Genomic DNA, 13,424 nt, shown 5'->3' with positions numbered 1-13,424 from the left:
CCACCACCAGCGTCCATCCCTCAACGTCGACGGCGGGGCGCTGTCGTGTGGACGCGCGGGTCAGATGACTTCTTGCTGTCCTTGGTGGGGCTGCTCTAGCTGCTGCTCGCGCTTGCGCTGTTCCACGCGCAGCGACTCCACGGTCTCGGCAAGCCGCTCCAGGTTGGCCGCCGCATCCCCCTGGTTGTAGGGGTTGATGCCCAGGTCATAGGCAGTGACCTGCTGGTCGATGGCATCGGAGGTCTGTTGCAAGTTGAATGCACGTTCCCGGAACTTGAAATATCCGGTTACTGCCGTGGTGAAGCTGACGAAAGCCGCCAGTCCAATCAGGATTGCTTTACCAGGCTGCGGCGGGTCATAGACCGCGGCAGTTACCGACATGGTCACCGCAGCGGCGAACAGGCCCCACTGGAAGAAGTTATGCACTCGCCGGTAATACCTGGTCTCGCGCCGTAGTCGATCGATCTCCTGCGGGATCGACTCCCGGTAGGATCCAGCTCGTTATTTCCCTCGGGGTCTGTCTGCGGGTAATGCTCGGGATCGGGTACTGTCACGAGCCCACCGGGAGATTTCCGAGTGCTGGGAAATGTCTGGTACAGGGCCGCCATGCTCTTGAGTACATGGGAGATGACATCTCCCCATGTAGGGGAACGCGTAGCTGGCAAATGCTTATGGATCGAGACGTTTTTCCATACGCTATCGCCGCCGTCTCTGTGGCTGTACCGAACAACGGCCCTGTTCGGATCTTTGGTGTACGGATAAACAAACCAGGGCTTTAGCCATTTCACGTCAGCCATGAAAGCGGACCCAAGGAATGCTTCGACATCCACCCAGGTAATCGGCGGATCCGCATCAGGGCATGGCTTGAATGCGTCTTCACGCGTGAGGGATCGCTCGCCGTAGTTGAGTCGGTTGAGGATGGCGAACACCCATGGGGCGTAGGTAACATCCCCGCTCGCCGGCGGATGGTCAGTGGGAGGCGTGGAGTCGGGCACGGTAGGACTCCCCCTTTTGGTGTCCGGTAGGTGGCGCCAGGGGCGAGGGGAAGGCTACCCGCGGCCCGCCACTCGATTCTTGCGGATCTCGAACATCGCACCACCTGATCTGTGGTGTTGCGACGACGGTTAGAGGCTCGGGACCCAGCGGTTACGCAAAGCCATCGATGGGGCTGGGAACGTCCGCACGCTGCCCGTGGGCGGCCGCCACAGCCCTACGTAGCCGGCGTTGTTTGCGGGGTCAGGCGCGGGTCCGGTCGGCGAGGAGGAGCGCGAGGGGTCCGCCTTGGAGGAGGAAGCGGCCTTCGGTGGCTGCGGTGATGGCGTCGGCCATAGGCCACCACGTGAGCTTGAAGTCCGCTTCGGACGGTTCCAGCTCCTGCGGGCCGAGAGTCAGCCCTTCGGCGAGGTAGAGGTGAATGCGGGCGGTGGTGCCGAGGGTGATGGCGTACGCGCCGAGCGGGCGCCAGGAGGAGGCGGTGACTCCGGCCTCTTCGCGCAGCTCACGGCGGGCGCAGGCTTCGGGGTCTTCGCCGGCCTCCATGCGTCCGCCGGGTAGGAACAGGAAGTCGCCGCCATGGCGGGGGAAGCGGGAGGTGAGCAGCGCGACCAGGCCGTGCTCGTCGCGGGCGACCACCACGGCGGCGGAGCGCATTTCTTCGGGGTGTGCGTCCATGGTTCGAGCGTAGTGAGGACTAGAGCAGCATGGCGGCGAACGGCACATTCATCACCGTGGGGTGTGCGATTCCGCGGCCGTGGTAACCGTCTTCGCCAAAGGCGTCGCCATGGTCGGCGCAGATGATGATGAGCCAGCGTTTCGTGCTGGTAAGGCCAGTGACCAGGCGGCCAAGGTGTTCGTCGGCGTAGGCGAGGGCGGAGCTTTGGGAGGCCCAGCTGTCGACGCTGTTGCCGAGGTAGTGGCCGTGGGGTACGTGGGTGGCGGAGATGTTGACGAACAGGAACAGCGGTCGGTCCTCGTACTTGCGGGCGAGGGCGAGGGCTTCGTCGGCCTGGTGGCGGGTGGAGTCGGGTTCGGGGGAGCAGAATTCCGGGCGCCAGTGGTCTTCATCGAACAGATCCGGGAGGACGGAGCCCAGCGGAGTCTCGCGGGAGAAGTAGGTGACGCCGCCGACGCACACGGTGCGGTACCCGTGCTGGACGAGCCCGGTGAGCAGGTTCGGTGCGTCGAACACGAAGGTGGCGGGGTCCACTTCCTTGAACGCCGGCGGGCGGCACTCCCACAGCCGTGGGGGCTGCTCGGGCTGCGGGAGCTTGGGCAGGAAGCCGGAGAAGAACGCCATGTGCGCGGGGAGGGTGAAGCTACCCGGGGTGCGGCGTTCCTCCCACTGGCCGCCGGGGAGGAGCTTGGCCAGGTGTGGGGTGCGGCCGGCGTGGGTGGTGGCGCGGGCGACGTCGTACCGGAGGGAATCCAGGGTGACGAAGAGGATGCTCGTGCCGGACTCGATGATGTCGGCGGCGTTGATCACCCGGCCGCCTCCGCGTAACTCTGGATTCGGCCCTTGCATTCGGCGTTGACGGGGATCGGCACACGGTCCTCGGCGATCATGCGGCGGATGACGAGGAGGCCGGTCTGTTCGGTCAGCGGGTTGCCGTCGCGGTCGTAGAGGGTGATGGTGACGATGTCCTGGTCCGAGGTGACCCGCATTCCCGGGACGCGGTCCAGCTCCTTCATGGTGGCGAGGAGTTCGTCCTGGCCGGCGATCCCCCGGTCCAGGACGAGGCATGCGTAGTGCTGCACGTTGATGGCGCCCTGGCACATGCGGTCGAAGAACTCGGCGGTGGCGGCCTTGCCGTCGTGAGCGACCGCGAGGCGGTCGGCGCGGGTGGTCATGACGAAGCATGCCGCCATCCACCAGGCGACGCCGGAATGGATTTCGTCGGGGAGGCGGCCGATGGCGCCGCCGTCGCGGATGACCTTGTCGGTGTTGATCGGGTTAAGCACGGTGGCTCTCCAGGTGGGCGGTGATCAGGTCAGCGATGTCGCCGGGGGTGAGGCCGTCGGTGTCCAGCATGATCGCGGTGGGGTCGTCCTTGGCGACGGCCTCGAAGTTCGCGGTGAGCTGCTTGAGGCGGCCGGGGATGGCGAAGAGGTCGATGTCGTCCTGCTTGGTGTCGCCCTTGACGGCCATGCGCTCTCGCAGCGTTTCTTCGGAGCACCGCAAGTAGAAGGTGTGGTCGGGGATGACGAGGTAAGGCCGGAACGGGGCGATCAAGCGATCGACTTCGGCGATGTCGATGCCGTGGATCGTGGCCTGGCAGGCGGTGACCGAGGACGCGTAGCGGTCGGCGATGACGGGGCCGATGGCCAGGGCGCGGCGGATGCGGTCGGAGACGTGCAGGAGTCCGGAGAGGTAGAACGCCAGGTTCGGCAGCGGGCGCATGCGATGGGCTTCGTCGGACCAGCCGGAGTGGGGCGGGGCCAGTGTGTGGATGCCGGTCCCGTTCAGGCGGTGGGCGAGCTCGGCGGTCAGCGTGGACTTCCCGACGCCGGAGACGCTTTCCAGGGCAACGAAGGGGGCGTCGTGGTGCTCGTCGTGCGGGGTGGGTTCGAACGCGGCAGGAAGGAGCGCGGTGCGGATCACAGGGTCCCCTCGGTGAAGGCCGTGACGTGTCCGGCGACGGCCTCGGCGAGGCGGTCCGGTGCGGCCAGAAGGTGCTTGATGTCTAGGCGGAGGTCGTCGCGAAGGAGGCAGGGCTGGACTCCGCCGGCGTGGTCGGCGCGCAGGGCCCAGAATCCTTCGACGCACTTCGGGCGGACGGGGCAGGTGCCGCACTGGCCGACGTGGTGGCGGCCGAGGTCGCGGTGGATGACGTCGATCTCCACCCCGTCCACGGTGAAGACTCGGCGCCCCTGGCCGACCCCGGCGATCTCGGTCCGTTCGTCTCTGGTCAGGGTCCGCAGGTGGCTGATGATGTCGTCGGCGGGGACCGCGGACTTGGCGCGGTCCTCGTTGAAGTCGGTACCCACCAGCTCGATGAACTGCACCGGCATGCGGCGGTCGAGGGCGAAGGTGAGGATGTCGCGGACCTCGTGCGCGTTCTCCTTCTGAAGGAGACAGTTCAGCTCGACACGCTCGAATGCCTCGCGGGCCGCCTCGATGCCGTCGAGGACACAGTCGATTCCGATGCGGGTCCCGGCGATGGCCTTGAACGACTCGTCGGAGAAGTAATGCAGCGACACCTTCACCGTGTCGAGCGGTGTCTGGGCGAGCCATTCCTGATGGGTGCGGACCCGGGTGCCGTTGGTGATCAGCGTGTACGAGCCGTCGGGGCCGCTCGGCCGCAGCCCGGTCAGGACGTCACGGGCAAGGGGTGATGTCAGCGGCTCCCCGCCGGTGAAGAACACCCGCCGCAGTCCGGCGTCCTGCATGGCGTTGATGACGGTCAGGAACTCGTCGGCCCCGTAGTGGCGGGTACGCGGCTGCTGGGTCCGGTCGAGGCGGGTGAGGGGCGGGGGGACATCGGCCTCGTTGTGGCAGAACCAGCAGGCCACGTTGCACCGGGGCGTGAGAGAGACGCGGAACTGTCCGTGCAGGGCGGCGAAGTTACGGAGCGCGGTCCAGTCGGTGCGGGGTGCAGCGAACGGCAGGAGGATGGGCATGGTGCTCCTCTCGATCATGTTCGAGTGGTGCGTGGATGGCGCCGGGGGTGCATGGGGGACGAGAACCTCCGGCGCCGACTCCGCCGCCGACTGCCGGGAAGGGTCGGGCGGATTCGTGCCCCCACCCCCGCTGAAGCCTGCGAGATCAGCGGGGCGAGGAGATCATGAGCTGGGGGTCCCGGCGATGGCGAGCGTGATGACGAGGACACTGACGATCAGGACGTAGAGCAGGACGGCCAGCTGCTGGCGCCAGCCCCACGGGTCGCGGCCGGGTAAGCGGTCCACGGTCAGCGGTCGTCGTCCGGCTGGTCTTCGATACTGGCCGCGAACCGGGCCAGGCCCTGATCCGAGCGGGCAAGCAGGCCGGGGCTCGGGTCGGGGCTGTCGTGCTCGCTGTCCCCGGCGGCGGGCTGGTCGGCGAGCTGGTCGGCGAGCTGGCGGGCCAATGGCTTGTGCGGGAGAGGCTGCTGGGGCATGGGACGTCACTCCTTGCCTGCTGTGGAGGGCAGCGGGCCGCACGGCGTCAGGGCCCGGCGGCCCGCTGCTGGGGAGTCACCCGGGGGCTGATGACCACCCCGAGTGACGTTCCATCACCGTAGGGAAGGGGGCGAGTTGGCCTCAATGAAGTTGCGCGTAATTGCGAAATCTCACCCGCAGGCGTCGATCGAGTTCTCGATCAGGGCCCGCGCCGCATCGCCGTAGACGGCCATCCTCGCCAGGCCGGCGAACGCCTTCGCGTAGTCCGCGAGTTCACGGGGCTGAGAAACGTTGATCTCGGCGGTCAGGGTTTCGACGGCGGCCTGGCGGTCGTCGAAGAGGTAGAACGCCTCCAGCGGCCAGATGACGCGCTGTGCGGTGGCCGGGATGATGCCCAGCGAAACCGACGCCAGGGGCTGCACCGTGAGGAGGTGGCGAAGCTGTGCGGCCATCGTCTCCGATCCGCCGAAGCGGGCGCGCAGGACCCACTCCTCCATGACCACGACGAAGCGGTGACCGCCCTCGTACAGGAACCGGGAGCGTGCGACGCGGGCGGCTACCGCCTCGGTGACGTCGTCAGGGGTGCCCTGGAAAGTAGTGATCGCTTGCATGAGCGCTGTGGCGTACGCGGGGGTCTGGAGGAATCCCGGCACAGCGTTCGACACGTACACCCGACACAGCCCGGTCTGCTCATGCCGGGTGGTCCAGTCCTCCTGGGCCGTGCGCATTCCGTTGCGGTGCAACTTGCGCCACTCCTGGTACATGGAGTCCACGACGCGGGAGGTTGCGATCAGGTCGCCGATTTGGTCCTCGGCGCCGCAGACGGCACACCAGGCGCGGATGTCCGCGTCCGAGGGCGCCATCTCGGACTTCTGGATCCTGGTCGTTTTCGCAGGATGCCAGCCGCACCGGGCGGACAGCTCCCGCCCGGTGAGACCGGCGTCTTTGCGTATGTGGGACAGGCGCACGGCGAGGGCTTCGCGGGCCGCCTGCGCACGGGAGGAGGGGGAGGAGGGCATGGAGGGCGGTCGGGTCGGGTTAGACGGTGTACTCGGTGTGGGGGACGGCGCGCTCCCACACCGTTTCGAAGGCATCGGTGACCATCTTCACCACGGCGGGATCCTCGGTGAACTCGTGGCCGGCCCAGTCGCCTTCACCGGTCCAGAAATGAAACATGACCAGGCGGTTGTCGATCAGCCACAAGTCATTCCCTGGCAAGGCGATGTCCGACGCGCGACGGCGAGGGAGCCAGCGGACGTCTTCACCGATGGCGATGTTGACGGGGGTCAGCGCGTGCTCGTACCGGATGTAGTCGGTGACCGGCTCCGAGACGATCCGGGCCCGTCGCATGGCCACGCCCCGGCCGACAGCCTCGCGGGCGATCGGGGTCCAGCCCAGCCAGAGCGGGGACTCCGGGTCCAGGTCGGCCTCGCCGGTGGCCAGGAACCGGTCGAAGGTGGCGATCTCCTCGCCCACGCTGTATACGTCCCGCATCTCAAGGTGGGCCGCCGTGTGCCGGGCGGAGCCCAGGAGTTCAGAGAAGTCCGGCGCGTTCTGCGTCATCGAGAGCCTTCCTCAGGATCGCGGCCATACGAAGCGGCATACGGGTCACGTTCTCGCCTTCGGGTATGCCGGTGTCGTGGCCGGGTACCCACTCGGTCGTGCTGATCTTCGCCAGCAGCTCCTCGCTCGGAACCCACCCCTGGATCACCAGCTCCCGCGTCTCGTCGTCCACCCACACGGTGGGCGAGCCGCCGCCGGTGGTGCTGGGGTCCATCCCGCCGAACCGTAGCGTCACGGCCGTCTCCCTTGTCCAGGTGATTGCGCGGATTTGCGGGTGACGTTTCTCCTCCGGGCTGCGGCCGTCAAGGGTGTGGCCCGGAACGAGCCCCAGGTTGGCGGGATTTGAGTCCAGAAAACGCGAAGACCCCGCGGCCGGCCCGGAGGGTGGACAGCCCCGTCGGCGCCGTCCAGAAGTGGCCGCATACACCCGGGCGGGCCTCTCCGGTCCGCACACGGGCCCCCGCCGTCGCCGAGCTGGAGCACATCTGACCTGATCGGGTGTGATGCTGACCACGTCGCGGTACTGTTCAGTGGTGTCGAATGCGACACCAGGGTCCGCACCGTCCGCGATACCCTCAGCTGTTCCGGCGGCTCTGCTGGGGGACATGACCAGCGGGGGACACGATCAGTGCGGGGATAAACGGATCGGGCAGAGCCTCCAGCCAGCGCTGCCAGCCGCGCAGGACGGCGGGGGAGGCGGCGGCGGACCAGCGCAGTTCCGCGAAGGCGCAGTCGGAGACCGGGTGGGTGCGGAAACGGAACCCGGTGACCACCCCGAAGTTGCCGCCCCCGCCGCCGCGCAGGGCCCAGAAGAGGTCGGGATCGCGGTCGGCGCCGACCTCGCGGACCATCCCGTCGGGGGTCACGACGGTCGCCCCCGCGAGCCGGTCGGAGGTGGCGCCCCAGGAGCGGGAGGAGAGGCCCAGCCCGCCGCCGAGGGTGAGACCGGCGATGCCGACGGAGGGGCACAGACCGGTCGGGACGGCCCTGCCCCGCGCGGCGAGGACCGCGTTCACCTCCCCGAGCCGGGCGCCCGCGCCGATCCGGACCCCGGTCCCGGACTCCGCGGCCACCTCCGCCATGACGCCCGTGTCGATGACGAGTCCGGCCTCGCGGGTGGACCAGCCCGCGTAGCCGTGGCCGCCGCCGCGCGGCACCACGGGGACGGCCGAGCGCCGGGCGAAGTCCAGGCAGGCGGCCACGTCGCCCGGGTGCGCGGGGTAGGCCACCGCGCCGGGCCGGACCGTGTCGTAGCGGGGCTGGAAGAGCTGCCGGGCCTCGTCGTAGTCCCGGTCGCCCGCCGTGACCACCCGGCCGTCGAGGGTACGGGCCAAGGCCCCGTAGTCCGGGTCCGCGCGGCGGGTCGTCGTGCGGGGCGTCGCGCGGGCCGTCGCGCCGATCGAGGCGAGGACGCCCGTGGCGGCTCCCGCGAGGACCTGGCGGCGGTGGAGGGTCATCCCTCCTTCCTGCCACCGCCTTGCCCGTTCGGGGCGAAGGCGGGACCACGGGGGGCCGGCTTGCCCCCCGAACGGCCGATGCCCGGGCGCCCCCGGGGGGCGGCTCCGGCCGGGCCGCCTCGTCGCGGTCCGGCCGGAGTCAGCCCGCCCGCCGGGCCAGCAGGAAGCCCTGCGGGGACATCTCCGCGGCGCCCGGTTCCCGGACCAGGCGGGCCGTCTCGGCCAGGCCCGCCCCGGACAGCAGTTCGCTGATCAGCCCGGGCGGGGTCCAGTACACGTCGAGGTCGACCGGATGCCCGTACGCGTGTTCCAGCCGGTGCTGACGGTCGCCCGCCTTGAACGCGATCAGCAGGTACCCGCCCGGAGCCAGCACCCGGGCGAACTCGGCGAACAGCGCGGGCAGCTCGGAGGGCGGGGTGTGGACGATGGAGTACCAGCCCAGCACCCCGCCGAGGACCCCGTCCGCGATGTCCAGAGCGGCCATCGAGCCGACCTCGAACCGCAGCCCCGGATACGTCCGGCGGGCCACCGCCACCATCGCCGGGGACAGGTCGACCCCGAAGGCCCGTACTCCCAGGCCGTCGAGGTGCGCCGTCACCCGGCCGGGACCGCATCCCAGGTCCGCGACCGCCCGGCCGGGACCGGGCCCGTCCCCGCGCACGCACTCCGCGAAGGCGGCCAGCATGGCCCGGTCCAGCGGCTTGCGCTCCAGCTCTCCGGTCAGCAGGGCGGCGTAGTCGGCGGCGACGGAGTCGTAGGACGACCGGACGGAGTTCATGCGCGAAGTCGATTCCATGCCCCCGGACAGTAGCCCGCCCGTGCCCCGAACTCAGCCCCCGGTCAGCGGATTGTCCAGCTCGGCCCACTGATCGCCCGGCACCCCCGGGCTCAGCCGCATCAGGGTCAGCGCCTTGGTCGGCAGCGGCCCGGTCAGCAGCGCCCGGGTGTCCTCGGTGGCGGGCAGGCCGGGAGCGGCCGCCGCCAGATCCGCCGCGAGCGCGGCGGCCGAACCGGCCGTGGAGCCGAGCGCCCCCGCCACCAGAGACCCGAAGAGCTTGCGGCGCAGGAGGGTCACGTCGTCGGTGATCAGCCGCCCCGACAGCGGTGGCGCCGACAGGCCGTGGCGGGCGAGGCGGGCCGGGCTGATCCGGATGTCGGCGAGGTCGCGGTACACGAGCCGCAGCGGGGCGCCGTCGGCGGACAGGACGACCAGGAGGTTCTGACTGTGGGCCTCCAGGGCCACTCCGAGGTCCAGGACCCGTAGGCACACCGACAGCGCGAGGCGGGCGAAACCGGCCCGCCAGGCTTCGGAGCGCGCGTACGGGGTCAGGGCCAGGGCGGCAACGGGCAGGACGCGCTCGCCCGCGCTCCGGTCCGCGTACGCCTCGGGCGGCTCGCGGAGCACGGCGGCCAGGTCCGGGCTGCCGGCGGTGACGGCGCCCAGGGTGCGGGTGATGTGCAGGCGGCCGTCGAGCCGCTCGGACAGGCCCTGGGCGAAGGCGGAGACCGCGGCCGCCGTCTCGATGGAGTAGACGGAGATGTCCCGCACGGAGGAGGTGAGGCGGGTGCTGAGCGCGGTCTTGACGTGCGGCCCGCCGTCCGCGGGGGAGAGGGTGCGCAGGGCCATCAACGGATGCGCGGCGGGCCCGGGCCGCAGCTCGTGCCCGTGCCAGCCCTCCTTCGCTTCCCCCTGTTTCACCACGTGCTCGGCCTGCCAGGGGTGGACCGGTACGAGGATCCGCCCGGCCTCCCGCCACCGGTCCGGCCACTCCCCGGTCACCCGGCACTCCCCTTCCCGTACGACCGCCAGCCCCAGGGTGACCACCGGCCGGTGTTCGGGCCCGTACGCGAGCTGCTCGGCCACCGTGAAACCGGGGCGGGAGCGGCAGTTGGGGTGGTACGGATGGCCGTCCACCACCCGCTGCTCCCACTCCCAGGCGGCCAGGTCCTCAGGGCCCTGGCCGACCGGCGGGCCGACGGGCTGGCCGACCGGCTGGCCGGCGCGGGACAGGGCGAGGGAGGCCGTGCTCTCGTCGAGCTCGGCGGCGAACTCCTCCCCGTACGGCAGCCCGAGCGCCGCCACCAGCGGGGCGGCGCGCCGGTACGGGCGGCCGTCGAGCAGCAGCTCGGTGACGGGGGGCGCGGACGCGCGGGCGGCCGAGAAGGTCGTCGCGTACGGGTCGGGGAGGGGGCCCTCCAGCCGGGAGCCCGAGGCGAGCCGGAGCGCGAGCGAGCCGGAACCCGGCTCCCGGTGGGTGATCCACGGCAGCGGCTCGAAAGCGAACGCCCGCCACAGCCGGGTGAGTACGGCGGCCCGCGCACCGGGGAGCGCGGCGGCGTAGGCGGACCCGAGGCCGGGGGGTGCGGCGGCCGGTCCGGCGGGGCCGGTTTCGGACAGTCCGGCCAGTTCGGCGGCGACGGCCTCTTCGGCCGGGGTGGCGGGGAGGTGCATGCTGGGATCCAGGGCCCCGGTCCTCTCGGATGACGTGATGATCACTTCATCATCGCGGATACTGAAGATCACGGCCGGTGATACGCCCCCGCGCACCTCCGGCGCTCTGGACGTACCGAATGGAATCCGTGGACCCCAAAGCCACCGACAACGCCGCTGCCGACACCTACGCGGCCGCCCCGCTCCTGAACTGCCTCCTTCGGGAGGCCGCCGAACCGGTCCCGCTCGCCGGGGCCACCGGGTCAGGAGGCTCAGGGGGGTCCGAAGGTTCCGAGGGGGACGGCTGGTGCGCGTACCGGCTGTCGGGCAGCGGGCGGTTGCTGCGCGTGCGCGCCGGGCGCAGGCCCGAGCGGCCCGAGCTGGGGACGGGGGCCGGCTGGCATCCGCTCACCCATACCGAGCTGGTCAAACTCGTCTCCGACGAACTGCGCCAGTACACCGGGGTGTCCAACGACGAGCTCCCGGTCGAGATCGCCGACAGCCGCGAGACCATCGCCGCGCTGCTGGCCTTCCGCGCGGCCACGCCACCGCCGGCGGACCCGTACGTCCGGTCCGAACAGTCCCTGGTCATGGGGCACCCCCACCACCCGGCCCCCAAGGCCCGGGGCGGCGGGCCGGCCAACGGCTGGCTGCCGTACGCCCCCGAGGCCTACGCCCGTTTCCCGCTGGCCTTCCTGGGCGTGCGCGAGGACCAGGTGGCGGAGGAGGGCGGGCCGGCCGCGGCCGCCGCGGTGGACTCGCTCGCGGAGGCGCTGGGCGGGCCGCGCGCGCCGGCCGGCTACCGGCTGCTGCCCGCCCACCCCTGGCAGCTCGACCTGGTCGCGGGCAGGCCCGCCGTCCGCGAGGCCTTCGCGGACGGGAGGCTGCTGTCGCTGGGAACCGGGCGGGTGCCGGTCTGGCCGACCGCCTCGATCCGGACCCTGTACGTTCCCGGCGGCGGCCGTGGCGCAGGCGCGGCCGACGACCTGTTCGTGAAGTTCAGCCTCGACGTGCGGATCACCAACGACGTGCGCCGGCTGTGGCGCCACGACCTGCTGAAACTGCGGCGCACGGACGCGGCGGTCGAGGCGGGCTTCGCGGAACTGCGCCGGTCCGGGTCGGGTGCGGCCTGGCTGCCCGACCGGGGGTACCGGACGGCCGAGTTCGCCTTCGAGGAGCTCGCCGTACTGGTCCGTGACGGGCTGGAGGCGCACGCGGAGCCCGGGGTCACGCCGCTGCTGGCGGCCGCGCTGGCGGAGGGGTACCCCGGCAGCCCGCTGGCGGGAACGGCCGACCCGGCCGGGTGGTGGCGGGCGTACCTGCGCCAGGTGGTGCCGCCCGTGCTGCACCTCTTCGCCCGGCACGGGGTGGTGCTGGAAGCACACCTCCAGAACACCCTGGTCGCCGTCGACGCCGAGGGCATGCCCGCGCAGGCCCTCTTCCGGGACGCGGAGGGCGTGAAGCTCCTCCCGGACCTGGACCGGGAAGCCGCCTGGCAGCGCCTCGTCTACTGCCTGGTGGTCAACCACCTGACCGAGGTGGCGGGCGCGCTCGCGGAGAGCCACCCGGAGGCGGCCGGGGACCTGTGGCCCGCCGCCCGTGCGGAGTTCCAGCGCTTCGGCGCCGAGCACGACCTGCCCGAGGTCGCCGCTCTGCTGGCCGCACCGAACCTCCCGGCCAAGACCAACCTGCTGCTGCGCTGGACCCGCGCCGACGGCGCCGACGCCCGCTACCTGCCGCTTCCCAATCCGCTGCGGCCCTGAGCGAGCGTGCGGTTCCGGCCAAACAGGGTCCGGATACCGGATCCCCTCTCACCGACAGGTATAGACCAATGCTACGTTGGTCGAGCAGACCGCGCAGTCCTTGACCTCCCGTCAGAGGAGAAGCCATGCCCTCCCCTTCGCGGGGCGGCGGCCCGGCCGCCATGCCCAAGTACCAGCGGATCGCCGCAGCGTTGCGGCGCGAGCTCGACCTCACCGCACTCACCCCCGGCGCCCGGCTGCCCTCCGAGCGCAGCCTCGCCGCCCGCTACGAGGTCAACCGGCAGACCATCCGGGCCGCCCTCCAGCACCTGAGGGAGGACGGCCTCGTCGTCACCGGCCGGCGCGGCACCCGGCTGGCCTTCCCGGTACCGGCGCACCGGACCCCGGCGCCGTTCCCGGCCGGCCATCCGGCCCCGGCCCCGGCGTTCGGCCAGGCCTCCGCCCCAGGCCAGGCCTCCGCACCGGCCCCGGCGGTCGGGGCCGCCCCCGCCACGGCGGCCACGCCGACGCAGGCGCCCGCCGGGGCACCCGCCCAGGCGTGGCTCACCCTCGTCACCCTGGCTCCGGCGCTCGCCGAGCAGCTCGGCATGCGCGGCGGGGAGCAGACCCTGGTCCACCACCACCGCGAAAGCGGCCCGACGGGCCAGACCCGGCGGCACGCGGTGACGTACCTCTGTCCCCGCACCGTCGTCCGGACCCCCGAACTCGCCCGCTACCGGGACCGCCTGGTGGCCGGCGTCCGGGACGAGGACCTCGGTCCCCTGCACCACTGGCTGGAGGGGGCCGCGCGGGCCGGGCGGGTCGCCGAGACCATCACCATGACCCGGACCAACTCGCCCCGGGCCGCCACCCCGGCCGGCGGCCTCACCGTACGCCGCACCCTGCACGACGCCGCCGGCCGGCTGCTCGCCGTCACCGATCTCGCCTTCCCCACCTGGGACCGGCTGACCTTCGACCGGTCCCCGGCCGCCATCGGCTTCCGGGTGACCTAGTGCTGTGGGGTGTCTTGCCGATCAGGCCGGGCTCGCGGCGCACCGGGCCCGTCAGGGTGAGCCGGGGCGGCGTGGCCGGGTGACGCGGGCGCGGGAGCGGGTGTCGGCGTAGACCGGTCCGGTG

General features: G+C 71.5%; 16 protein-coding genes. 2 read left to right on the top strand and 14 right to left on the bottom strand.

Annotated features, from left to right (window positions below; genetic code table 11):
- Positions 1-60: 60 nt before the first annotated feature.
- The 14 genes from AC061S_RS10225 to AC061S_RS10160 all read right to left on the bottom strand — a co-directional run bounded on the left by AC061S_RS10225 (position 61) and on the right by AC061S_RS10160 (position 10,566).
- On the bottom strand, positions 61-477 hold the full coding sequence (locus tag AC061S_RS10225; RefSeq protein ID WP_478685632.1) for a DUF4231 domain-containing protein: 417 nt from the start codon (positions 475-477) through the stop codon (positions 61-63).
- 759 nt (positions 478-1,236) lie between these two features.
- Entirely contained in the window at positions 1,237-1,671 is a 435-nt protein-coding gene (locus AC061S_RS10220; protein ID WP_478685538.1) for an NUDIX hydrolase, read from the bottom strand.
- A gap of 19 nt (positions 1,672-1,690) precedes the next feature.
- Complete coding sequence (locus tag AC061S_RS10215; protein WP_478685537.1) at positions 1,691-2,482, bottom strand: STM4013/SEN3800 family hydrolase; 792 nt, start codon at positions 2,480-2,482, stop codon at positions 1,691-1,693.
- Positions 2,479-2,958 (bottom strand): hypothetical protein, encoded by a 480-nt coding sequence (locus tag AC061S_RS10210; RefSeq protein ID WP_478685536.1) that lies wholly within the window; start codon positions 2,956-2,958, stop codon positions 2,479-2,481. The genes AC061S_RS10215 and AC061S_RS10210 overlap by 4 nt, the downstream gene beginning before the upstream one ends.
- Positions 2,951-3,598, bottom strand: coding sequence for a dTMP kinase (locus tag AC061S_RS10205; protein WP_478685535.1), 648 nt, complete (start codon positions 3,596-3,598; stop codon positions 2,951-2,953). The genes AC061S_RS10210 and AC061S_RS10205 overlap by 8 nt, the downstream gene beginning before the upstream one ends.
- Positions 3,595-4,617 carry a radical SAM protein gene (locus AC061S_RS10200; RefSeq protein ID WP_478685534.1) on the bottom strand — a complete coding sequence of 341 codons (1,023 nt, stop codon included), beginning with the start codon at positions 4,615-4,617 and terminating at the stop codon, positions 3,595-3,597. Before AC061S_RS10200 ends, AC061S_RS10205 begins: the two co-directional genes overlap by 4 nt.
- Positions 4,618-4,779: 162 nt before the next feature.
- Positions 4,780-4,902, bottom strand: a complete 123-nt coding sequence (locus AC061S_RS10195; RefSeq protein WP_478685533.1) for a hypothetical protein — start codon at positions 4,900-4,902, stop codon at positions 4,780-4,782.
- Between the two features lie 2 nt (positions 4,903-4,904).
- Positions 4,905-5,093: a hypothetical protein gene (locus tag AC061S_RS10190; RefSeq protein ID WP_478685532.1), complete on the bottom strand. Its 189-nt coding sequence runs from the start codon at positions 5,091-5,093 to the stop codon at positions 4,905-4,907.
- Between the two features lie 171 nt (positions 5,094-5,264).
- Entirely contained in the window at positions 5,265-6,113 is an 849-nt protein-coding gene (locus AC061S_RS10185) for a helix-turn-helix domain-containing protein (RefSeq protein WP_478685531.1), read from the bottom strand.
- A 19-nt stretch (positions 6,114-6,132) separates the two neighbouring features.
- On the bottom strand, positions 6,133-6,657 hold the full coding sequence (locus tag AC061S_RS10180; RefSeq protein ID WP_281208826.1) for a DUF6879 family protein: 525 nt from the start codon (positions 6,655-6,657) through the stop codon (positions 6,133-6,135).
- Positions 6,629-6,892: a hypothetical protein gene (locus AC061S_RS10175; protein ID WP_478685530.1), complete on the bottom strand. Its 264-nt coding sequence runs from the start codon at positions 6,890-6,892 to the stop codon at positions 6,629-6,631. Before AC061S_RS10175 ends, AC061S_RS10180 begins: the two co-directional genes overlap by 29 nt.
- 340 nt (positions 6,893-7,232) lie before the next feature.
- Complete coding sequence (locus AC061S_RS10170; protein ID WP_478685529.1) at positions 7,233-8,114, bottom strand: FAD-binding oxidoreductase; 882 nt, start codon at positions 8,112-8,114, stop codon at positions 7,233-7,235.
- A gap of 139 nt (positions 8,115-8,253) precedes the next feature.
- The gene (locus AC061S_RS10165) at positions 8,254-8,892 is read right to left on the bottom strand and encodes a class I SAM-dependent DNA methyltransferase (RefSeq protein ID WP_478685528.1); all 639 of its coding nucleotides are present in this window, start codon (positions 8,890-8,892) and stop codon (positions 8,254-8,256) included.
- A 51-nt stretch (positions 8,893-8,943) separates the two neighbouring features.
- Positions 8,944-10,566: an IucA/IucC family protein gene (locus AC061S_RS10160; RefSeq protein WP_478685527.1), complete on the bottom strand. Its 1,623-nt coding sequence runs from the start codon at positions 10,564-10,566 to the stop codon at positions 8,944-8,946.
- 119 nt (positions 10,567-10,685) lie between these two features.
- On the opposite strand from AC061S_RS10160, the gene AC061S_RS10155 reads away from it, so the two are divergent.
- The gene (locus tag AC061S_RS10155) at positions 10,686-12,308 is read left to right on the top strand and encodes an IucA/IucC family protein (protein WP_478685526.1); all 1,623 of its coding nucleotides are present in this window, start codon (positions 10,686-10,688) and stop codon (positions 12,306-12,308) included.
- A gap of 125 nt (positions 12,309-12,433) precedes the next feature.
- Positions 12,434-13,300 carry a winged helix-turn-helix domain-containing protein gene (locus tag AC061S_RS10150; protein WP_478685525.1) on the top strand — a complete coding sequence of 289 codons (867 nt, stop codon included), beginning with the start codon at positions 12,434-12,436 and terminating at the stop codon, positions 13,298-13,300.
- The last annotated feature ends 124 nt before the right edge of the window (positions 13,301-13,424 follow it).

The organism is Streptomyces sp. CA189 (genome assembly GCF_056428985.1).
The sequence above is the reverse complement of the archived record's forward strand: the minus strand, read 5'-3'. Positions and strand labels throughout refer to the sequence as shown.